The 22,221-nt window shown below is 45.5% G+C and carries 23 protein-coding genes; 6 read left to right on the forward strand and 17 right to left on the reverse strand.

From position 1 onward, the window contains the following. Window positions 1–206 precede the first annotated feature (206 nt). The 3 genes from I2H74_RS17775 to I2H74_RS17785 are packed head-to-tail and all read right to left on the reverse strand — an operon-like array spanning window position 207 to window position 3,195. On the reverse strand, window positions 207–1,061 hold the full coding sequence (locus I2H74_RS17775) for a TolB family protein (protein WP_229106808.1): 855 nt from the start codon (window positions 1,059–1,061) through the stop codon (window positions 207–209). A 40-nt stretch (window positions 1,062–1,101) separates the two neighbouring features. Next, window positions 1,102–2,139 (reverse strand): TIGR03943 family putative permease subunit, encoded by a 1,038-nt coding sequence (locus I2H74_RS17780; protein WP_195575583.1) that lies wholly within the window; start codon window positions 2,137–2,139, stop codon window positions 1,102–1,104. 27 nt (window positions 2,140–2,166) lie between these two features. Then, window positions 2,167–3,195: a permease gene (locus I2H74_RS17785; RefSeq protein WP_195575584.1), complete on the reverse strand. Its 1,029-nt coding sequence runs from the start codon at window positions 3,193–3,195 to the stop codon at window positions 2,167–2,169. A 239-nt stretch (window positions 3,196–3,434) separates the two neighbouring features. Here I2H74_RS17785 and I2H74_RS17790 point away from each other — a divergent pair, with 239 nt between their 5' ends. The 3 genes from I2H74_RS17790 to I2H74_RS17800 are packed head-to-tail and all read left to right on the forward strand — an operon-like array spanning window position 3,435 to window position 5,787. Further along, window positions 3,435–4,217 carry an SDR family oxidoreductase gene (locus I2H74_RS17790; RefSeq protein ID WP_195575585.1) on the forward strand — a complete coding sequence of 261 codons (783 nt, stop codon included), beginning with the start codon at window positions 3,435–3,437 and terminating at the stop codon, window positions 4,215–4,217. Beyond that, entirely contained in the window at window positions 4,214–5,461 is a 1,248-nt protein-coding gene (locus I2H74_RS17795) for an MFS transporter (RefSeq protein ID WP_195575586.1), read from the forward strand. Before I2H74_RS17790 ends, I2H74_RS17795 begins: the two co-directional genes overlap by 4 nt. Beyond that, on the forward strand, window positions 5,407–5,787 hold the full coding sequence (locus tag I2H74_RS17800; protein WP_195575587.1) for a Ger(x)C family spore germination C-terminal domain-containing protein: 381 nt from the start codon (window positions 5,407–5,409) through the stop codon (window positions 5,785–5,787). Before I2H74_RS17795 ends, I2H74_RS17800 begins: the two co-directional genes overlap by 55 nt. 111 nt (window positions 5,788–5,898) lie before the next feature. Here I2H74_RS17800 and I2H74_RS17805 read toward each other — a convergent pair whose 3' ends face one another. The 3 genes from I2H74_RS17805 to I2H74_RS17815 form a co-directional block, all read right to left on the reverse strand. Further along, window positions 5,899–6,561, reverse strand: a complete 663-nt coding sequence (locus I2H74_RS17805; RefSeq protein WP_195575588.1) for a TVP38/TMEM64 family protein — start codon at window positions 6,559–6,561, stop codon at window positions 5,899–5,901. A gap of 228 nt (window positions 6,562–6,789) precedes the next feature. Next, entirely contained in the window at window positions 6,790–7,425 is a 636-nt protein-coding gene (locus tag I2H74_RS17810) for a nitroreductase family protein (RefSeq protein WP_195575589.1), read from the reverse strand. 115 nt (window positions 7,426–7,540) lie between these two features. Then, on the reverse strand, window positions 7,541–7,996 hold the full coding sequence (locus tag I2H74_RS17815; RefSeq protein ID WP_324254098.1) for an Rrf2 family transcriptional regulator: 456 nt from the start codon (window positions 7,994–7,996) through the stop codon (window positions 7,541–7,543). 223 nt (window positions 7,997–8,219) lie between these two features. Between I2H74_RS17815 and I2H74_RS17820 the strand changes: the two genes are divergently transcribed. Continuing rightward, window positions 8,220–9,668, forward strand: a complete 1,449-nt coding sequence (locus I2H74_RS17820) for an ATP-binding protein (protein ID WP_324254099.1) — start codon at window positions 8,220–8,222, stop codon at window positions 9,666–9,668. Between the two features lie 123 nt (window positions 9,669–9,791). On the opposite strand, the gene I2H74_RS17825 is transcribed toward I2H74_RS17820, so the two are convergent. The 6 genes from I2H74_RS17825 to I2H74_RS17850 form a co-directional block, all read right to left on the reverse strand. Continuing rightward, entirely contained in the window at window positions 9,792–11,009 is a 1,218-nt protein-coding gene (locus I2H74_RS17825; protein WP_195575590.1) for a chromate transporter, read from the reverse strand. Between the two features lie 205 nt (window positions 11,010–11,214). Next, window positions 11,215–11,634: a transcriptional regulator MntR gene (gene mntR, locus I2H74_RS17830; protein ID WP_324254100.1), complete on the reverse strand. Its 420-nt coding sequence runs from the start codon at window positions 11,632–11,634 to the stop codon at window positions 11,215–11,217. Between the two features lie 16 nt (window positions 11,635–11,650). Further along, window positions 11,651–12,526, reverse strand: coding sequence for a metal ABC transporter permease (locus I2H74_RS17835; protein ID WP_195575591.1), 876 nt, complete (start codon window positions 12,524–12,526; stop codon window positions 11,651–11,653). Window positions 12,527–12,530: 4 nt separating this feature from the next. Continuing rightward, window positions 12,531–13,445, reverse strand: a complete 915-nt coding sequence (locus tag I2H74_RS17840; protein WP_195575592.1) for a metal ABC transporter permease — start codon at window positions 13,443–13,445, stop codon at window positions 12,531–12,533. Continuing rightward, window positions 13,442–14,176, reverse strand: coding sequence for a metal ABC transporter ATP-binding protein (locus I2H74_RS17845; protein WP_324254106.1), 735 nt, complete (start codon window positions 14,174–14,176; stop codon window positions 13,442–13,444). The genes I2H74_RS17840 and I2H74_RS17845 overlap by 4 nt, the downstream gene beginning before the upstream one ends. Before the next feature lie 61 nt (window positions 14,177–14,237). Beyond that, the gene (locus I2H74_RS17850) at window positions 14,238–15,194 is read right to left on the reverse strand and encodes a metal ABC transporter solute-binding protein, Zn/Mn family (protein ID WP_195575594.1); all 957 of its coding nucleotides are present in this window, start codon (window positions 15,192–15,194) and stop codon (window positions 14,238–14,240) included. A gap of 247 nt (window positions 15,195–15,441) precedes the next feature. On the opposite strand from I2H74_RS17850, the gene I2H74_RS17855 reads away from it, so the two are divergent. Further along, window positions 15,442–15,789, forward strand: a complete 348-nt coding sequence (locus I2H74_RS17855; RefSeq protein ID WP_195575595.1) for a hypothetical protein — start codon at window positions 15,442–15,444, stop codon at window positions 15,787–15,789. A gap of 90 nt (window positions 15,790–15,879) precedes the next feature. On the opposite strand, the gene I2H74_RS17860 is transcribed toward I2H74_RS17855, so the two are convergent. Then, window positions 15,880–16,566: a DNA alkylation repair protein gene (locus I2H74_RS17860; protein ID WP_195575596.1), complete on the reverse strand. Its 687-nt coding sequence runs from the start codon at window positions 16,564–16,566 to the stop codon at window positions 15,880–15,882. Next, a complete protein-coding gene (locus tag I2H74_RS17865; protein WP_195575597.1) occupies window positions 16,563–17,033 on the reverse strand; it encodes a GNAT family N-acetyltransferase in 471 nt (156 codons plus the stop codon). Before I2H74_RS17865 ends, I2H74_RS17860 begins: the two co-directional genes overlap by 4 nt. Window positions 17,034–17,239: 206 nt before the next feature. On the opposite strand from I2H74_RS17865, the gene I2H74_RS17870 reads away from it, so the two are divergent. After that, complete coding sequence (locus I2H74_RS17870) at window positions 17,240–18,196, forward strand: cation diffusion facilitator family transporter (RefSeq protein WP_195575598.1); 957 nt, start codon at window positions 17,240–17,242, stop codon at window positions 18,194–18,196. 384 nt (window positions 18,197–18,580) lie between these two features. Here I2H74_RS17870 and I2H74_RS17880 read toward each other — a convergent pair whose 3' ends face one another. From I2H74_RS17880 to I2H74_RS17890, 3 genes are read right to left on the reverse strand one after another with little or no spacing between them, the layout of a single operon-like run. Then, the gene (locus I2H74_RS17880) at window positions 18,581–19,666 is read right to left on the reverse strand and encodes a Ger(x)C family spore germination protein (RefSeq protein WP_195575600.1); all 1,086 of its coding nucleotides are present in this window, start codon (window positions 19,664–19,666) and stop codon (window positions 18,581–18,583) included. After that, complete coding sequence (locus tag I2H74_RS17885; protein WP_195575601.1) at window positions 19,663–20,748, reverse strand: hypothetical protein; 1,086 nt, start codon at window positions 20,746–20,748, stop codon at window positions 19,663–19,665. Before I2H74_RS17885 ends, I2H74_RS17880 begins: the two co-directional genes overlap by 4 nt. Then, window positions 20,745–22,094 carry a spore germination protein gene (locus I2H74_RS17890; protein WP_195575602.1) on the reverse strand — a complete coding sequence of 450 codons (1,350 nt, stop codon included), beginning with the start codon at window positions 22,092–22,094 and terminating at the stop codon, window positions 20,745–20,747. Before I2H74_RS17890 ends, I2H74_RS17885 begins: the two co-directional genes overlap by 4 nt. Window positions 22,095–22,221 lie beyond the last annotated feature (127 nt).

The following is a 22,221-nucleotide window of genomic DNA, read 5'->3' on the forward strand; positions in this document are numbered from 1 at the left end:
ACGATTGAGATTTTTTATAATCATGATAACATAAGAAGTATCCTTATATTTGGAATTAATACTTAAATTTTCAAATATTACTTCATAGCCAAGAAAAAGCAGCTCCTAAACATTTAATACGATGACAACTCTTCTATATATGATATAAAACCATAAAGGACCAACCTCAAAGTGTTGGTCCTTTCCTCTATTTCCTCTACTATTACTTACTCTGTTCCTTGTTCTACCGTATAATGAACATATGCAACAGACTTGCTGTCAGGAGACCAGGAATTCACGTTAATCGTTCCTTGACCGCCAAACAAACGCACTAGAGTTCGACTTTCTCCCCCGTTACTAGGGATCATTCTCAGCTCAACGTCTTTGTTCGCCGGATGATCAGCAGGTGCCACATCCTTGGTGAGATAGCTTAGGTACACGACATGCTTCCCGTTCGGAGAGACATGAGGGAACCAGTTGTTGGTATCGTCGAACGTCATCTGCATTTGCTCACTGCCGTCCGTTTTCATTTTCCACACCTGCATGCGCCCAGTACGAGCAGAATTGAACCATATGTGCGCTCCATCAGGTGAATACTCCGGACCATCGTCCAGCCCCGGAATATTTGTTAGCTGCAGTTCTTCCCCACCTTTTACTGATATCGTGTAAATATCATACTGTCCATTGCGCTCTGCACAATAGGCTAATCGTTCTCCGTCAGGCGACCAGCCGTGCAAATAGCTCGGACCAAGCGAAGTGACCAACTTCGGCTTCCCCCCTGCAAGAGGAAGTGTGTATATGCGTGATTGACCATCTTCAACAGCGTGGTGACTAATCGCAATATGCTTCTGATCAGGCGACAGCACATGATCATTGTTGCACTGATTGGCAAATCCGGTGTGTATCAGTGTGCTCGTTCTAGTTGCAAGCTCAAAAGCATGCAGCCTACCATTGCTATTGTATATAAGATGCTTACCATCTCCTGTCCAATTTGGAGCTTCGATGATATAGTCGAAGTGATGAAGCGGTTCTCTTACGCCTGAATCGATGTGCAAGACCTCCAACGTGCTGCTCACTCTCATCCTACTCTCTCCTTCTACTTTTCCTACAAACATTCTATAGCTAGTTAAGACCAAACTCCAGATCTTGATACACATACGGATCCTTTTTAGGCTCAATCTTCTTTAATCGATCGATCTTGAGCTCCATAACCTCGTTCTCACCGAACTTGCCCGGCTGTAGAATGCCTGATACGTTCACCCATTCATCCTTCTTCAACGGATGGCTTGGATCCATAACGGCAAGCACCCCATACGGTGTGGAATCTGCCGCACAGCATTGAATGGCAAAGCGTGTAACGGCAAGCTGCCCCTGTTTCATTCCTTCTATATAATGAACAAAGCCTTCGATGGTCACTCTTTTTCCATAGAACTGCTCTCGGTATAGATCCAGTGTCATAATGGTCTCAATAAAGTGCTTGTCTGTAATATGAATCTCACCTTCCTTAATCAGCTTAGCAGCATATCTAGCATAGGGTTCAGTAAATGCATCCGATGGAAACATCACATTGCTAGATTCAAAAGAAGGATTGGAGGCAGAGGATTCATCAGGCGCAGACTCCTCAACTGGCATCTCTACTCTTACAAAATCATCTTGATTATCCTCCCTATCTACTTCAACGATAGGAATGTCCGTACTTTTAATAGACGCTTCATTCCTTGGCGGTATCGTATTGTCCTTATACCTTTCCGTAAATACCGTAGAGGGGGTGAAGTCAACTCCCTTGAGCGATGCTGCCTGACTGCCAAGTGCAGTAGGCGGCCAGATCCAAGACATAATAAAGGGAAGCAAAAGGACAACAAGGCCGCACGTCTGATTGAGGTGCCAGAGGGACGGCGATTCTTCATGATCATGTACACAGGAGCAACTGCAGCCCTGCTCAGTGTGGACGTGTTTTTTACTCACGAGTGCTTGGATTAGAAGCAAACCACCTATGAAATAGCAGCCAACCGCGGCGAGCTTCACCATCCATTCGATCCGACGAGATATATATAGCGTCAAGGCGTCTTCCTTATGAAGCCAAAAGATAAATATGCCCCAAGCAATCAACAGCAAGCCAGGTATATAATCAAGGATGCGTTCTCCACATCGTTTGAGCATCGCATAACCTCCTTCAAACCATTTCTCTTAAGATAGCAGCGGCCATAGAATCGTAGCAGCAAGCGGAATAAGGATGCATAGCAGAATGGTCAGCAGCAGAATGAATCGCAGACGGAACATGGTCATCATCATGACCGTCATCTTCATATCAAGCATGGGACCGAAGACGAGAAAGCTTAGCAGAGCTTCCGGGCGAAACGTATTCGCAAACGATGACGCAACAAAGGCATCCGATGTCGAGCAAAGCGACAGTACATAGGCTAGTCCAATAAAAATCGCATGATCAGCCCATGGATGAAGACTGATCCAATGCAGCAGCCACTCTCGTGCCTCAGATACTTGAAACAGTGCCGTAATAAACGCTCCAAAGACAAGAAAAAACGACGTCTCCCTGAACTCCAGCCCCATATGATGCAGTGCGTGGGACAATCGTACACGCAGAGGCTCCTTGTTCACTTTGGCATGATCTGCATGCTGTCCTAGCTGGCTGACAGAAGTCTCTCCTTCCGCTCTTCTCTTTGGACTCATTAGAGCAATCAGCATCCCAACCGTAAGCACCACAACAAGTGCAACGACCATCCGTGCCAGGGGCATGTCAGGTTGTGATGGAAAGGCAATCATCGTAGATGAATATACAATAGGATTCAGCACCGGAGCGGCCAGCATAAAAGTTATCGCTACGGGCACGGGCAGCCCCTTCTGTACTAACTTGCGGATGATCGGAATAATTCCACATTCACATATAGGAAGCACAATTCCTCCAAGAGAACCGAGAATGATTAAAGTGCCCAGCGAAAAATGATTCGTAAGACGTGCCAGCCATTCTGGAGATACCCAGATATGTATGATCGAGGATAGAATGATGCCAAGCAGTAGAAATGGCAGAGCCTCCAGCAAAATACTGACAAACACCGTAGACAACGACTGCCACATCTCTCCGTTCAGTCCTTTAGACTGAATAAGGATCCACAACAGCAGTGAAAAAAGTAACATAACAGGCAGGACGAAGCTGATCACATTCGAGCTGCGCTTCTCTTCTCTGCGGAGTATTTCCATGCAACCACCTCACTAACAGGTATATTCTATGAAAAGGTTATGTACGATATCTACTTATTTATTCGTAATATTTACGATTTGTAGTATAACAACTCAGCATCGTACCGTCAACCTGTTCATATTCAGACATGCAATGCTTTAACAGACAATAAGACAGATATGAATCATAAAAATCCATTGGTTTCAGCTCGCCTCAAGGGGTAGACTATAACTACATTTCAATTGGCGTGGAGGTACATATGGATTTTAAAGATAAAGTAGCCGTCGTGACTGGCGGTGCGAATGGTATTGGACGCGCATTGGTTGAGGAATTTCTAAAGAGCGGAGCGCGGGTAGCTTCCATTGATCTGGATCGTGAGGCGGCCCAAGACCTCACTTCACGCTTTGACCGTAATCAGCTGTTCTTTATGGAAGGAGATGTTGCAATCGAATCCACCCTTCAACAATTCGCCCAAGCCATTCGTGTTCAATGGGGAAAAGTCGACTATCTCATAAATAACGCATGTATTTCTCGAGGGGGGATTATGACTCCTTGCAGCTTCGATGATTTTAACACTGTATTGAGAATAGGCATAACAGCGCCTTACCTGCTGACAGTGCTGCTCCAGGACTCCTTTACGGATCAAGCATCTATTGTAAATATTGCTTCTACAAGAGGAACGATGTCACAACCTAATACCGAGAGCTACAGCGCAGCCAAGGGCGGCTTGCTTGCACTTACTTATGCGCTTAGCATCAGCTTGGCAGGACGAGCCCGTGTAAATGCAATTAGCCCGGGATGGATCGACACAACGAACGATCCTGCCTCCTTCTCCTCAGCAGATCACCTGCAGCATCCGGTGAAGCGGGTCGGTCACCCATCGGATATTGTAAAGATGGTATTCTTCCTATGCAGTGAAGCAAGCAGCTTTATGACAGGAGAAAATATAACGATCGATGGCGGAATGTCCAAGCAAATGATTTATCATGGCGAACATGGATGGACCTATCAGCCTCCTTCTGAAGGAACCGAGCCACGATGAACGAGCAGAATAAGAAAACAGTTCGCATCATTGCATGGGTAACCGCAATCTGCTTGCTCGGAGATTCCATGCTGTATATTGTATTGCCCGTTTATTGGGCCTCATTTGGCCTAGATGGCTTATGGCAGGTCGGCATTCTTTTGTCTATGAATCGGCTTGTTCGCCTGCCGCTGAATCCGCTTGTCGGCTGGCTGTACAGCTGGCTGCCCAAGCGCACCGGCATCCTCATATCCGTCGTATTAGCCTGCTTGACGACGGCTGCCTTTGCCTTTGGAACCGACTTCTGGCTCCTGCTGCTTGCGCGTGCTGCCTGGGGAGCGGCGTGGTCCATGCTCCGCATCGGCGGGTATCTTACCGTTCTTGAGGTCAGTAGTAGCAACCGTGGCCGTATGCTCGGAAGCTACAATGGGATTATCGGGATCGGCAGCTTAGTCGGCATGCTGGCAGGCGGTTTGTTTGCAGATCTCGTAGGAGTACGCAATATCGCACTTGTACTCAGTGTTATCACGGCTTTAGGCTTCCCGCTTGCATGGACATTCTCTAGCTCGACCGAAGCAAAGGCTCAATCGAGAGGTGCCAAGTCGTCGCTGCGAGGAATGAAGGCAGGACTGTTTCACCCGCATGCCCTATTGACATTATGCTCTGGCTTTATCATTGCATTCCTTTTTCAAGGCTTGCTTAACGCCTCACTGAGCACATTGATTGATATCGAATTGCCTTCACAGGAGCTTGCGTTCTCCTTGTTTGGTCTTACATTTGGAGCCGCCTCCATTGCAGGAATCGTTCAGGCGCTTCGTTGGGGATGGACGCCCTTCCTATCTCCACTTGTTGGAAAATGGTCCGATGGATCTCGCGGTCGGCTTCCACTATACTTCACTGTGCTGTCGATTGCGATTGCCGGGATGCTTATGCTGTCCTTACCGCTTTCCTTCGGGACATGGATGGCTGTCTTAATTGTCGTCCTTTTGGCTAATACAGCGATTAACACACTCTCCGACGCTTTAGCTGCTGATTCAGCTGCTCAAGGAGGCTACACGGTCGTTTACATGACGACTTACACAACGATTCTAGATGTGGGTGCGGCATTAGGACCTCTTGCTGCCTTCACCTTGATTGAGAATTACGGTACACCAGGCATTACACTCTTAGCTGCGCTTATACTTGCTTTGCTCATCGTTTCTTGGGTGATATGGGGACGACGTCCATTAAAAGCATCCATCTCAATGGAAAGCCCATTATCCTGATCCAGATTAAGGTTCAGAGCAATGTCGGTGAGGTCAATGCGAATATCGATGTGATGGATCCTAAAGTCATTCTCACATTGGAGAAGCTGACGGAACAGGCCATTCAAACGGAAGTGGAACGCTCCATCAGCAGACTCCAAGCAATGAAGTCGGATATCTTTGACTTTGGAGACATTGTGCATCGGCAGCAACCCGCACTTTGGGATAAGGTTAAGCATGATTGGTCGGAAAGTACCTTCACCACCCTGCAATACGACGTGAATGTTAGCGTTAACATTCCGTTGCTCGGCATGCGCAAGAACCCGTTGATCCAAAGTGTTCAGTAAACCGTGATAACTAATCGCTTATTCTGCTAAACACATTATAACCCCCTCCACAACTTTGGAGGGGGTCGATAACCATCGATATGCTATTATACTTAAATCACAATATTCTCTCTATGCTTCATCCAATGAATCTATTGATTTGCGCTTCTTCTTATAGAACAAATATCCAATGAAGCCGATAATGCATACACTCCCTGCTATGATCAGCGAAGCACGATCTGCAGCAATAACACCATGCGCAAGCAGTGACATGATAAAGAAATAAATCATATTTCCGAGCAGTGTTCCTAATACAAAGTGCTTCAAGGGAACATTGCTTGCACCCGAAGCAATATTGATAAGGCTGGTTGGCACAAATGGAAATACACGCCCAATGAATACAAAGGCAAAGCTGTTTTTTTCCATCTTCTCAGCCTTCCATCTCGATCGTATAAGACGTGTCAGCAGATCCTTAAGCCAGTAACGAGCCGCGAAATAAACGAGAACTCCACCGGCTACACTCGTCAGCCAGCTCCAAATAAAGCCGTAACCGAAGCCAAATAGCGTGATATTGGAAGAGATCACTAGGATCAATGGGATTAGCGTGAATACATTCTGTATGATCATAATAATGAGCATGGCAATAAGCAGCCAGACCGTATTGACCTCTGCAAACGATTGAATTTGCTTGAGATCGACATGCAGCAGCGTCTTTAATGCATCGGAATGAAGCACGGCATAAAGAAGGCCAGCGAAAGCAGCAAGCGAGAGGATTTTCACCCATTTTGACGCCATATCACACCTGTCTTTCTGTTGATAAAATAGTTAAAGATTGATTTATTAAAGAAGATATGCAGGTATTCGAAAGTCATGTGGACGATCTTCTTTGTTCAGAGATAAGCCCATAAACACATCGTACTTTCCCTGTGAGACACAAAAAACAACGAAGCTCGCTTCGTTGTTTTTTATCATACCTATCATATCACAATTCTAGTAATTCCACATCATCCAAATTGCTGCTGATTAGAATGCGTTCCAAGATGTGATCTCGCTCAATGGAAGACGTACCGTTGGACGTCCTGGCTGTGCTGCCTTACCGATCGCAATCAGCATAATGTTCTCATAATGCGCTGGCACTTCGAATGCTTCCTTGAACTTTGCACCATCGAATCCGCCCATAGGCACCGTGTCATAGCCTCTTGCACGTGCTGCAAGCATCAATTGCATCGACACGAGACCGCCATCGATATGCACAATGCTTTTCTTTCTTGCGTCATCCATGTTGCGGTAGCCATTGTTTGCTGTTGCAACAAATTGCTGCTTTACTTCTTCTGTCATATAGCCCGCTTCCACGGAAGCCGTATAGATTTGTTCAGCTTTCTCGAACCATTCCATGTCACCAAACACGGCAATGACTGCAGACGCATCGAGAACTTGCTTCTGATTGTAAGCAATCGGATGAAGCTTCTGCTTCAGCTCTTGATCATCGATGACGAGAAAGCGCCAAGGCTGCAGGTTGCTAGAAGAAGGAGCAAGTGTTGCTTCTGCAAGAATCTCCTCGAGCTCTGCTTTGGAAATCTTAACTGTCGGATCATAATAACGTACAGAATGACGTTCCTTCACAACTTGATGAAAATCTTGAACTACTTGGGTTGTCATTTTATTTTCCTCCTACCCGTTTAACTGTGCAAATATTTGCACAGTTATGAGTGTAATAAACTGTGAGATTTATTACACAGTATAAAGTGCAATGTTTTCGTTGTCAACATGCACTTTATAACTGTGTTTTTTCCACCAGGTCTGCAATGGTATAAGAACGCAGCACTGACATCATGTTCTCATCGATATCCGTTAACACATCCTTAATCGCAACCTTCATCTGATTGCCAAATGGATGATCGCCTGTTGCATCCAGCATGCTGCTGCTGCGCGCATCGTGGATATGAAGCGCAGCGTATACATCCGCAAGCGTAATCGCATCCGCCTCTCTCGCAAGGCGGTAGCCCCCTACTCTTCCTTCTCTTGTTTCTATGATATGCTCCCGGGCTAAAGAAGCTAGAATCCGCCTTAGAACAGTAGCCTCTGATGCCAAATGAGTCGCAATGTCGCTGCTTGGACATGTCCCCGATTGCTTACCTAGCATGACAAGTGCCTGCAGAGCAAGACTAAATGATTTATAGGAGGAAGGGCAAGTAGCCGCTGATTGTTTAGTTCTAGTTGCTTTCTTCACATCGTTTTCCCCCTATCGTGTATTTGATTTGCATTGTAACCTATTCTCGACTTTCCTTCAAGTTGGAACAAACGAAGAGCTAGGTTCTAATCAGCAATGGTTCATGTAACAAATAACAAAAAGATTGCATGAATATGACAATTGGAGGATTGTAGGAACAAAAACTCCACCTTATAATAGGAATACCAATCATTACCTACATAGATTTGAGAGGAGACTTGTGGTGCTGCCTGATCTGATCGAGGGTTATGGGGTTATATTTGAGCAATCGATAACGGGAATGGCTTTATTATCTGAGCAAGGCCATCTCTTGAAGGTAAACCAAGCCTTATGTGACCTTTGGGGTTATCGGAAACATGAATTAATCGATAACCATTCATACAGTGAAGACCTCATGTATCTGCTTCATTGCATCCGTCATGAATGGAGCATGCGCAATAGTCGAAACGAAGAGACGTTCGAGTTGACCTATACTTACCCTCACCCTTCCTTGACAACTGTTCATCTCTATATTAAGAGTTCCAAGATATGTGATCTCTATCCGCACTCACCCTGTTACCTCATTCAATGTCAAGATGTAAGCAACATTGTTCAATTGGATACGAAGCTTCAATATACGGAGCAGAAGCTGTTTGAGAGCGATGAAGTATTAAAAACAATGCTCAATGAGCTGCCTTTAGCTGTTGTCATTACCAAGCATGGCATCATCCAAGATGTGAATCCCGCTGCGTTAGAGATGATTCATGCTTCCAGTAAAAAAGCAGTACTTGGGCTCTCAACCCATGCTATTGTGGATGCTTCCTATCATTCTGAAATTGAAAAGCGAAGAAGTCGGGATTCACAAGGCCGTCCGCTTGGGATCGTTACCTATCTAATTAAATGTATGGATGGTACGCAGAAATTTGTGAACGGCTTTACGATCATCATTCCATACCACGGAGAGCGAGCAGCAGTCGGCATTTTCAAGGATATAACGAGAGAGCGGCTTGAGGAAGAAAGGCTCATGCAATCGGAGAAGCTTAACACGGCAGGACAGCTTGCCGCCGGCATCGCACATGAGATACGGAATCCACTCACCTCCATTAATGGATTCTTGAAGCTCATGCGTTCTACTGACCACAATAAGCAGCTTTATTTCGATATCATTGAGTCCGAGCTAAAACGGATCGAACTCATTGTTGGAGAACTGCTTGTTCTGTCCAAGCCTCAATCCAGTGCAGCGAGTCGCCCTGTCGATGTCATGCTGATTCTGCATCAGACAGTTACGCTAATGAAGGTGCAATCCGCGTTCAAAAATATTGAGATTATGATTAAAGCAGATGCCGAGTCTATTTGGATACATGGTGAAGGCAATCAGATTAAACAAGTATTTATAAATTTATTAAAAAACGGCATCGAGGCTATGGGCAATAACGGCTGTATCCACATATACGCTGAACTAACCACTTATGAAGTACACATTCATGTTCAAGATCAAGGCGCTGGGATGACTGCTGAACAGATCAACTCTTTAGGTCAGCCTTTCTATACAACGAAGGAGTCGGGAACCGGTCTTGGTTACATGATTACGCAAAATATTATACATAACCATAATGGAAGCATAACGGTAGACAGTGTACCTTTAATCGGAACAACTTTTACGGTTACGCTTCCACTTATGCAAAAGGATTAAATCCAGAGCTTGCTGAGTTTGTCCTTTATTAAACAACAACATAAAGACCTTTAACGACTGCTGCAATCAACGGTATCCCATCAATTGCAGCGTAGTTAAAGGTCTTCTTTACTCTCATGAGGATTACAACCAATCAAAGAGGATCGTGCCGCCCAAGGCACCTATCAGCACAATCACCCACGGTGGCAGCTTCCAATGCACCAGCAGGATGAAAAGCAACAGCCCGAGTATTGCATCCTTCGTTCCCAGTATGGCAGAAGTCCACAACGGATCATAAAGCGCTGCCAGCAAAATGCCGACAACAGCAGCGTTCACACCTGCTAGTATCCCTTGAATAGGCGCCTTGTTCCGAATTGTATTCCAGAACGGAAGCGTACCAGCAACGAGCAAGAAGGCGGGTAGAAAAATCGCAAGCGTTGCGACGATTCCGCCGATTATCCCGTGACTAACTGTCCCTAAATAAGCGGCAAACGTAAACAAAGGTCCGGGAACGGCTTGTGCTGCACCATAGCCTGTAAGAAACGCCTCCCTGCTTACCCAGCCTGTTGGGACCAGCTCATGTTCCAGAAGTGGAAGTACAACATGACCGCCGCCAAACACTAAGGAGCCCGAACGATAGAAGCTGTCCATCAGTGCGATCCACTCATTTCCCGTCCAAGCGCGCATGAGCGGCAAGATGAGGAGCAACCCCGCGAATAAGACTAAGCTTGCAATCGCTGCTGAGCGTCGAATATTGATTTTAAGCGGTGATAATGGCTCTACTGGACGACTCCGATAGAACCACCATCCTAGCAAGCCTGCACATGCGATTATGGCAACTTGACTAAATGGCGAAGTCCAAGCCCACGCAAGAATCGCCGCTCCACCAAGGATACTGATTCTCGTTCGATCGGGTGCTAGATTTTTGCTCATGCCTAGTATTGCCTGTGCAACTACGACGACGGCTACGATCTTAAGCCCATGAATCCAGCCCAGCGATTCAACGCCCGTTCCTTGAATCAGCATGGCAAAAAGGACCAAGGCGATAACAGAAGGCAGCGTAAAGCCAATCCAAGCCGCGATCCCGCCAAGCATCCCTGCTCGTGTGATTCCAATTCCTATGCCAACTTGGCTGCTTGCTGGTCCGGGCAGGAATTGGCATAAGGCAACGAGATCTGCATACCCCTTCTCATCCATCCATTTTCGACGGTCCACATATTCATGATGAAAATACCCTAAGTGTGCAATCGGTCCTCCGAATGAGGTTAAACCAAGTTTTAATGATACGCCAAACACTTCCATGAGAAGTTGCCATTTGCTTCGATGTTTATCGTTTGTATCCAGTTGTGAACGTGAAAGCATGAATTAGCAATCTCTCCTTTTATCGCAGTAATGACTAGCTCCATCATCATAAACGGCAAATGTCACGAAGCACAATAGCTTTAAAGCAAATTTGATGAAAGTCATCCTTTAAGATTTTGTAAACATCAAAAAAACCTGAAGGTCAGTAGAAGACATTCAGGTTTTTATGAATGAAAGAACATAAGGTTACATAATCCCGTTACAATCATTCGTTCGTCCGTCCCTGCAATTCACGAATGAGCTGAGGATGCTTACTCATCAGTTGCACAAGCTTTTGAAGCCGATACACGGTGCTCCAGCTTACATAATGCTCCATGCTTTCCACCTCATCCTTTATGAGCGAATCCGGGACTCCGATCAGATCCAGAAAGCATTCAAGCAATTCATGTCGTTTCAATAGCTGCTTTCCGGCAGCAACTCCCTTATGCGTTATCGATAAATGACCATACTTCTCATAGATGATATAATCGGCTTCTCCAAGCTTCTTTGCCATTCGTGATACGGAGGATGTGTGGACTTGCAGCGCATCTGCAACATCTGTAACACGGGTATACCCTCGATCCAAAGTCAGCAGGTAGATTTGTTCGAGGTAATCCTCCATTCCAGGAGTCGGCCTCTCGTTCACACCTCTCACCTCCACATTATGAAGACAGCATCTGTGGGCGAATCCATTTAGCCACAAGTCCGTGCTTAGGCGAACCAATAAAGCTGATCATAAACATAATGCCTGTGGAGAAGGCCATTGAGCCTGATATTGACGTATCAAGCCACGCTGCAATGTAATATCCTGCTATCGCGGAAATCACACCGAAAGCTCCACTTAGTATCATCATGACAGAGAGGCGATCAGTCCATAAATACGCTGCAGCTGCAGGCGTGATTAGCATGGCGACAACCATGATCGCGCCGACCGCATCGAAGGCCGCCACCGTCGTAACCGAGACTAATGACATGAATAGATAATGCATGAATACGACAGGAATACCAAGGCTTGCGGCAAGCGCAGGGTCGAAGGAAGTAATCTTCCATTCCTTATAGAACCCAATGATGACTAGTAAGACAACCAGCAATACCAGCGACAGCAGGACAACGGCCTCTGGAACATCGCCTAGCCATGGTATCGTTGTTTTCTCCCAAGGAATAAACGTGATTTCACCCATCAGCGTATGCTTGACATCGAGGTGCGCATTGCCGACCTGTGTTGCGATGAGAACGACCCCTATGGCGAATAACGACGTAAACACGACGCCAATAGATGCCTCTTGCTGGACGCCTCGCTCATGGAACCATTGCACAAGCACTGTCGTCAAAAGACCTGCAATGATCGCACCAATCAACATATGAATGCCGCTCAATTCGCGCGTCACCAGAAATGCGGTTACAATCCCCAACAGTACAGTATGGCTTATAGCATCCGCCATCATCGCCATCCGTCTAAGGATCAGGAGAACGCCAATGAACCCGCATGACAATCCAACTAATGATGCGGTTAACAAAATCCAACCTGTGTAGCTCATCTCGTTATCTCCCCCTTTCTACAGCTGGTGATGATAATGATCTTGTATGAAGCCTTTTCTGAGCCCGCTGCTGCAAATAGACAACAAGCAAGCCTTTTCTTAATCCGAATGCCAATGAAACAACGAATAATGCAGATGCTGCAAGGACGATAAAGGGACCTGTCGGCCAGCCTTTGCCCAAGGTGCTGATATAAGTGCCTGCCATCCCTGCGCCTCCGCCAAATAGTCCTGATAAGATGACCATCCAGAGGAATGAATTCGTCCAATATCTTGCGCTGACAGCGGGTATGATCAGCAAGGCTGACATTAGAATTACCCCAACAGCTTGAATGCCGATTACGATAATCAGGACAAGCACGGTCATATAGATGCTGTTCATCCATCTGCTTGATAGTCCAAGGCCTCTTGCGAATTGAGGATCAAACAGGAACAGCTTCCACTCCTTGAAGCCTATGATCGAGATCAATAGCACGAGCAAAGCAACGCCCGCCATGATATAGACATCCTTACGCACCATGGATGCGGCTTGCCCGAAGATAAAGCTGTCAAGCCCGCTTTGGTTCCCTCCTGGCATCCGATTGACAATCGTCAACAGCATGATGCCAAGTCCAAAGAATACCGATAACACGATGCCCATGGCGGCATCTTCCTTCACTCGGCTAGAGGAACGAATCCATTGGATAAGAAGTGCGCCTAGCAGTGCACTTGCTGCAGCGCCAGCGATCATCACTGGCAGATTCTTCGTTCCCATAAGCGCAAATCCTACGACAACGCCAGGCAATGCGGCATGAGACAGAGCATCGCTCATGAGGCTTTGTCGTTTCCAATAGGCGAAGGAGCCCATGATGCCTGCAGCCATTCCGAGAATTAAGGTGCTTAAGAGTACCCACTGTGCGTTGTAGGAAAGAGTAAACATCATCCGAGCTTCTCTCCCATCCAGCGAAGCGAGCCACCATAGGTTCGATAAATATTTTCCTTCGTAAAGGTCTCCTTCGTTGATCCATGCGCTACAACCGAGCGATTCAGCATCAGCACATGGTCAAAATAATCTTCTACGGTCTGCAAATCATGGTGGACGACCATGACGGTGCGTCCTTTTTGCTTAAGCACCTTAAGGGTATCCATAATCGCTCTCTCGGTTGCAGCATCAACGCCCGCAAGCGGTTCATCAAGAACGTACAAGTCCGCATCCTGCACAAGTGCTCTTGCCAGGAAGACGCGCTGCTGCTGCCCACCCGACAGCTGGCTGATCTGACGGTCCGCGAAGTCGGCCATTCCCATTTGGGAGAGCGCCTCTAGCGCCTTCTCCTTATCGCTTCGTTTTGGCCATTTTAACCAACCAATCTGTCCATACAGCCCCATCAGCACAACGTCCAAAGCATTGGTAGGAAAGTCCCAATCCACTGAACCGCGCTGCGGAACATATCCGATTCGAGACTTGGTCTTGCTGTATGTGGAACCAAAGAAAGAAACCGTTCCTGACAGCTTAGGATGAAGCTCGAGAATGACCTTCAGCAGCGTTGACTTGCCCGCTCCGTTAGGTCCTACAATACTTGTCATCGTTCCGGGCTTTATATCGAATTGCACATTGTTCAATACTTGATTTTTACGATAAGAAGCTGAGAGCTCGCTTACCGTTAGTACTGGCATCATATTAATCATCCTTTCTTCGAAAGTCCCAGTTTCAATGCGGTGTACGCACCGATCAACTTTATTTGTTCAACGCATGATAAATCGTTTCAACGTTGTGTCTGTACATGCCTAGATAGGTTCCTTCTTTTGAACCTGCCTCGCCCATTGCATCAGAGAACAATTCCCCGCCGAGCTGAACATCAAGCCCTTCTTTCTTCGCCCCTTCAATGACCGCATTGATGGATGCCGGGTTGACACTGCTCTCGATAAATACCGCGGGCACTTCATATTGAACGAGCGTCTTGATCGTATCCTCAATATCTGACAGGCCAATCTCATCTTCTGTGCTTAATCCTTGCAGCCCTACAACTTCAATATCAAGCATGCGCCCAAAGTATCCAAAGGCATCATGGGCAGTAACGAGAACGCGTTGTTCCTTCGGAATCTCATTGATCTTTGCTGTCGCCTCTGCTTTCAACTTATCCAAATCTTCAAAATACTTGACTTTATTGGATTCAAAGAAATCAGCATTCTCAGCGTTTGCCTTCTTCAGTTCCTCCGTAGCCGTGTTTATTGACTCTTTCCACAAATCAATATCGAACCAAACGTGAGGATCCGTCGTGCCATTCTCATCTTGTAGCAATTTGTCCTTGGAGATCGATTCGCTGATCGCAACGACCGGTTTCTTTTTGCTGATCTCATCGAATACCCGAACCATGTTAGCTTCCAAATGAAGGCCGCTGTAAAAAATCATATCGCCGCTTTCCAGCTTCTGAATATCGCCTTGCGAAGCATTATAGGTATGCGGGTCAACACCTGGTCCCATCAGACTCTCGACTTGAATGCGATCGCCGCCGATGACTGAAAGCGGCTCTGCAATTTGAGCAATCGTCGTCACAACCTTCAGCTTCTTATTTGAAGCTTCCACAGGATTAGAGGCTTCTTCCTTAGCTCCACATGCGGTTAATACAACGGATAGTGCCAATGCGAACACACTTACAACCAACAGTTTTTTCCTTAAACCTTTCTTTTTCATCCTATGTTCCTCCCCATTTGTCATCGCACACATTTTATGCTTATTCACAAATATTTTTCCCTAGGGCAAAATATGTAGTTAAGAACAACTTAATTTCATTCGGCCATTTTGTCAATACTTTTTCATCAAAACCTTATTAAAAATGATTTTTCGTACACTGGACATCAGTTTCCCTGGGTTAAAAAAGTTTTCTTAGGGAAAGATAATGGCGGGATTATATAGATAAAGATGATTGGTGGAGGTTGATATGATTCTTGTTTACGCTTTTGCATTGTTGGTTGGAGGACTGCTGATTATTAATTCCATCTTTGCATACCAAAGCAAACATATAGATCCTGCATTTTGGCATACGGTATGGTATCAAACGAAGATGCTTCCTGCTTTCTTTGCAGCCAATATCATGATTGGTTATGGCGTGAAGTTTACGCACAAGGCATTCGACAACCTGACGTTTGCCCTCACCTTATCGAAGGGTGTAGAGATCTTTGTTTGCGTGCTGATAGGATATTGGTTTATGAAGGAAGTCCCGAATTGGAAAACGTTTGTGGGGCTTGGACTTGTTGTAGCTGGTTTTTGGATCTCAAAAATGAAGTAGACTGAGGCACCTTTGGAGAAGAGAACGCAAAAAGACACGGAACGAAAAAGCCTCCGTGTCTCACTATTTCTTTTTGTGCATAATAGCCGTTCACGCCTTACGCTTCAAACTGCGAATGAATGCCTTCATTTCGGCATCTACGCGCGTCGATTCCGTGATCTTCTGAAGCGCCTTGTTGTACGTGAAATCATCTAGCGAATTGTCCTTCAAATAGATCAACGTCTGTTCTGGATATTTTACATAGCAGATGGATATAGCCCAAGCAACGGCCATTTTCACGTAGTATTCTTCGTGCCTGATCTGATCCAGCAGCTGAAGAACCTGTGGAAGATACGTCTCATCCACATAATACTGAAGCAGCATCACTGCACCAAAGCGAAGCTCATATTCCTTCCGAGAATGCAAATACGGCTGTAAGAACGTCCATACCTCGGCTTGGTGCTTGGACGTCATTTTTAATCCTGCACAGAAGCTGTCACATACGGACCAATTATTGATTTTCGGTACAAATTGAGCGACATATTCCAGGATGTCATGAAGCTCAGCTTTCACATAACCAATCACCATGCCTTGAAGCATCACCTCTTCAAAGTACTCTTCATCTGCTTCTTGCAGATATGCTCGCCAGTCTCCCTTTGCTATCTCCTTGGCAAGGGCTCTTAGCTTGGGGAGCCGTACACCCAGCACATTATTGATCGTGGGAATCAGCGCAGTAGAGAACTTTTGATAATCTTCGTCTGCGAGACTTTCTAATTGTTCTTTTATCTGATGATTCATGGCAAGACTCCCGGCTTGTAAGACTGTAATTCAAGATGCAGGATCGGAAATGGACGCCCCGATCCATCAAGCTCTGATCGTCCAACTTGAACAAAGCCATAGCGTTCATAGAACCTGCAGGCTCCGTTATTCTGCTCATTTACATCTACCAGCAGCTGATTGCCATAGCGCTCTTGTGCAAACTGAATCAGCTTCGTTCCAAGCCCTTGACCATGGAAATTTGGATCGACGAACAGCATTTCGATTCGATGCTTGTCCAAGCCGATAAAGCCAAGTGGCTGTTTATCCTCCCCTACAATCATCCATACTTCTAAATGAGGGAGAGCTTCGTTTCTCACGACTTCACGGTAGAATGAGATGTCTTCTTCGTTCAAAAAGTGATGTGTGCTTCTTACCGCCTTCCCCCACATTTGAAGCAAATTAGCAAAATCATGCTGTTTAGCACGCTCAATAATGATCAGACCCATAAGCTGTTCCTCCAAAATTCTTATTCAAGTTCTACTAGTAATCGTTGTCGTTGACAAGCAAACTTTTATGCAAAAGAGATGCTAATATTGTATCATGTCTTTGAACAGTGTTTACAGAACACGCTTTGGGGCAGTTTTTATTTATGTATTCTGTACAAAGCAGCTCCCACATTCATGTTTTACAGACATACATAGGAGGGTTCCACATGGGACATCATCACGATCATTCGCATAGTCATCATGATCATTCGCATGGTCATCATGATCATGCTCACGGCATATCGAGGCAAGGGAATCGCAAAGGCCTGCTCATTGCTTTTTTGATTACCGTAACCATTATGGTACTCGAATTTGCGGGAGGGCTGATCACGAACAGCCTCGCCTTACTGTCCGACAGCGGCCACATGTTGAGCGATGCCAGCTCACTCCTGCTCAGCTTAATCGCCGTGTCATTCGCGGCCAGACCGCCTTCGTCGAATAAAACCTATGGTTACTACCGGTTTGAGATCTTAGCCGCCTTTATCAACGGGATTACCTTATTCGTAGTCGCAGGCTATATAATTTATGAAGCCATAGAACGCTTCGTTGATCCACCGAAGGTCGCTAGCGGAACGATGATGATCATCGCTGTCATTGGCTTGCTCGCCAATCTGTTAAGTGCTTGGAGTCTGATGCGCAAAGGAAATGTTGAAGACAACATTAATGTTAAAAGTGCCTATTTGCATGTCATTGGGGATGCATTAGGCTCCGTTGGTGCCATCATTGCAGGTCTCCTCATGCTCTTATTCGGATGGTATATTGCAGATCCTATTATCAGTGTGGTCGTAGCACTGCTGATCCTGAAAAGTGCGTGGGGCGTGCTCCAGCAATCCACTCATATTCTGATGGAAGGGACGCCTGTCGGAATGAATCAAGCGGATATTCAAAAGTCACTTCGAGCCATTGCAGGAGTTGTCGATGTTCATGATCTGCATATATGGAGCATTACCTCGAATATGGATTCATTCAGCTGCCATATCGTGATTGAGGATACCGCTGACAGCCAAACCGTGCTTCAGGAAGCTATCCTCATGATGGCTGAACAATATCATATTGAACATACAACCATACAGGTGGAAACTTCGCGTATTCATCATGAGTCGCTTCATGAGATAAAAGGATAGGGGGACATGTCCCTATCCTTTATCTTTATTGTCACTTATTCATTTGCTCCAGCATGTCCTTAAGCATATCCTCTGTCAGCGCTCCTCCACTGAACGTCAGCAGATTGCGAAGTGGAAGATCGCGCATCATCGCTTTAAGCAGCGATAAATAATTCGCATGCTGAACCGAAGCAGCAACCTTATCCTATGTAATCCGCTCATACAAAGGAGTGAATATATAGTTTTTACACGCTGCAATTATATTGGACACGCGACCTGTATACAAATCACTCATCGTATAGGCAGCTTCAGGATGCAGTCCGCCTTCAACCGCGGCCCTCGCCGCTATTGCCTTCATGATAACCAGTAATATCAATATGGAGATAACAATGAAGAGCAGCTTTATTATTTGATTTCTCCAGTTCCCTCCAACGTAACCTTAACATTCACTCGAAATTCCAGCTTTGGATAAATCTTTGTCCAATTGATCCAATCCTGATGCCCTTCATGCCTAGTCGCGATATAACGAAGACCGAAGCCGAGCGGATCAAGTTGATGCTCTTTCAACTTCGTTAACAGCTGTAGAATGGAGCGCTTCATGGTTCTCTCTGCAGCCTCTTCAATCTGCGACCAATTTTCCCTAAATTGAATATCCTCAGACTCCTCCGCGATCCCTTTTAACTTCATATCAAGCTGCAGATAGGGCCTTTCTTCTTCCGGCGTGACGATCTTATATCGATAGTTTAATTGCTGCACGGATAGCGAATACTGCATATTTTCTTCCTCCACCTGCAACTCGAATCCCGGCTTCTTGGTTAGCAAATGCTTGAAGATGCGTGTCTCATTAGGTTCTAGGATCAGCTTCACTTTCTCCTTGTCAAATAATGCGACGCGATTGATCTCATACGTATCTCCACGCACCTTTATGATGGGCATAAAGGGATCTTTGCCTCGCTCAAGGATACGCTCATAAAAATCATATAAGTATTCTGTAGTAATAAACGACGATTCCGTTCCTTCATGACCAAAGCTCAGTATAAGAGAATTCCCCGCCAGTCGCTCTGATTTCTGCGTAAGAGATAGGATTTCTTTAGCCGTTGGTTGGCCAAGCGCCACATATTCAATCCGCTGTATCCCTCTACGTCGCACAAACCAATCGATATTTTTCGAAATGTTCTCTTGTGCTAGCGACTCGCCTATAACGGTAATCTTGGCATGGCCCATATCCAAGTACTTATCCACATCAGAACGCATCAGCTCAATAGCCTCTGAAATACTGTCTGCCTCATAACTGATCAGTTGAAAATTGGATTGCCCTGGGCTTACAACCACAGTGGGAATAATCAGCTTCAGGGTGACATTATATTTTTTATGCTCACCTTTATCGACACCAATCGCAACGACAAGGAATCGCTTGTCAATATCTTTAAAGCCGCAGCCTGAAAGACTGAGAATGATCGCTGCGAGTAGAACTACACATAACTTTCTCATGGATCCATTCGTCTCCTTGTACTAAATAGAACAACCAGCAGCACGAGAATGATCTCCAATACAAATAGAGCAGTCAGCCAATTCATGCTATAGGCGAAAACTTGGCGATCGCTTGCAATCAGCCCAAATGCAAATGAAGCAGCAGCCACCATTAGAAGAAGGATGGCACGAAATTTGTCATCTCCCCTTTTTATGTGCAATCCCCGTGTTACCCATTCCGTTGCCGCATGCCAACTCATAGAGATGAACATTAAAGATATGATCATGTACGCCGTAAGATACAAGAATACGCCACGCTCAATAATTCCGAACTTCATTTGAAGCGAATCCGCCGTGCTCATCCATATGAAATTGTATCGATCGATCGCTTGAGTGCCATGAATGCCAAAAGGAATAAAGAAAAAACCACAAAAGATGATCATACCGACTAAAGGAATCAACCAGACTTCACTCATCCTGCTTGAAGTGGATAATTCATATTCCTTAAAGATGGAAAGCGAGATCACTCCCATAAACAAATAGCTTCCAAATACGATAAGCTTCAAGGAAGGTTGCATCCATACGTAGTCTGTCATCGTTAGGACTGCATCCCAATCAAACAAGTCATTTCTAAGTCCCTTATACCAAAGAAACAACACGAGGGGGATACATACCACAAGCCATATTTCAATCCCGTTTAACAGTGAAGAAGTATGCCTTAAAGCAGTCCAGCTTACCGTAAGCAAGAAGCAAATAAACAGCACGCGAATATCCATGTTCGGATTAATGAATCGCATCGTAACCGAAGAAATCGAGATCAAGACAAAAGTCCCGCCTGCATACCAGATCAACCCTGTTCCTAAAAAGAGCGGTATCCTCATCCAAGCAGGCAGATGCTGTTCCAAAATATCAAGCAGCGTAAAACCTTTGAACTTTCTCATTCTCCAAAGATAAAGGGCGCTCACAAATGAACCAAACAGCAGCGCAATCCCGATCGCTGGCAGTGCACCTTGGTATCTTCCTTCAATGAACAATCGAGGCAGATAAATAATGGGACACACGAGTGTGCAGGTTATGATCAGCACCAATCGATAGTGATTCATGATGACTCCCTTTGCTTATAGCCTGTTACGTTTTTCTCTCCAGCAAATATTCGAAAGTAAGGCACCTCGTAGCTTCGTATGCTGGCCAGATACATGATGAAGCAGAATAGCCCTGCAATGATCCCCGTAATGCCAAACAGCATGGCAAACAAAATAAACGGATACTTAACGGTTCGCATCGCAAAGCCCATTGCATTGATAGGAATGACAAAATTAACGATCGCTACGGCCGACGTCACGATGATCATGATGCTGCTTACCAATCCAGCCTGCTGAGCCGCTTGTCCCAATATTAACCCGCCAACAGTGGTCGCTGTCTGACCAATATACTTAGGTAGCCGAATGCTTGCTTCGATTAAGGTTTCAATAATAAACAGCATGATAAACACTTCTACAAAAGAAGGATACGGCACGGTCGCGCGACTCCCTGCAATCGAAACAGCAAGCTGCACTCGAAAAATTTCCGGGTTATAAGAGACGATTGCAATATACAGAGCAGGCAGGGTGATCATGATTAACAATGCCACATAACGAAGGACGATAACACTTCGCGTAACCCAATAAGACTGATATTGATCATCCACCGCGGATATAAAGTCATAGAAGACCGCTGGCGCAATCAAAGCGAATGGTACACCTTGAATAAGCAGCACGACTTTACCTTGAGCAAGATTAAATACGATGCGATCTGGCCGCTCCGTATTAAGCATGATGGGGAACAAACGATACTTTCTCTTGGTCATTAGCGCTTCCAATTGTCCGAGTGATTGAACGATATCTGCTCGAACCTCGTCTAACTGCTGATTAATCTGCTTGAGCAGAGAATCGCTGACTTTCTTCTTATCATAAAGAAGAATCAACTTCGTCTTCGAAACTTCCCCTACTATACGTTCCTTCGTCACCAGATTCTCTGTCGGATAACGAAAGCGGATGAGATTGAGGTTAGATTGAAGATTCTCCGTGAGACTATAATGTGCGCCCTGAATCGTTGCTTCGACTGTTGCCTCTCGTACCTGATTCGTTAGTATTTTAGCAGCTGAGCAAGCAAATACCCGATTGTCATAGAAGATGATGAGGTAGCCAAGCAGCAGCTTCTCGACCACTCGGTTCAGATCGGTTATTTCGTCACACTGCAATTCTGCTGTAAGCACACTTATAAAAGATACCCCTTCAGGATTCCTCGTAAATGGACCGGAGATTCTCTCACGAATAATCGTGATATCACATAAAGATTCAAAATAGTACACAAACAGCTCTTGGCTGCCATGCTGCAGTCTTTCTGACTTGAAATCATGAGACTTCGTAGGTTCCTTTAGTGTTCGTGAAAGTTCTCCAATCGTGATCACGCGATATTCTCCTTTGTCGGCATCATGTCGTTAGCACACCATTATTCCCTATAGCATTCTTGATATTCAACCTTAACAATATGACAGGGATAAGACATAGAGATCAGGTAATGAACCTGCCTCTTCT

It is taken from the genome of Paenibacillus sp. 1001270B_150601_E10 (genome assembly GCF_015558675.1).
Classification (GTDB): Bacteria; Bacillota; Bacilli; order Paenibacillales; family Paenibacillaceae; genus Paenibacillus_B.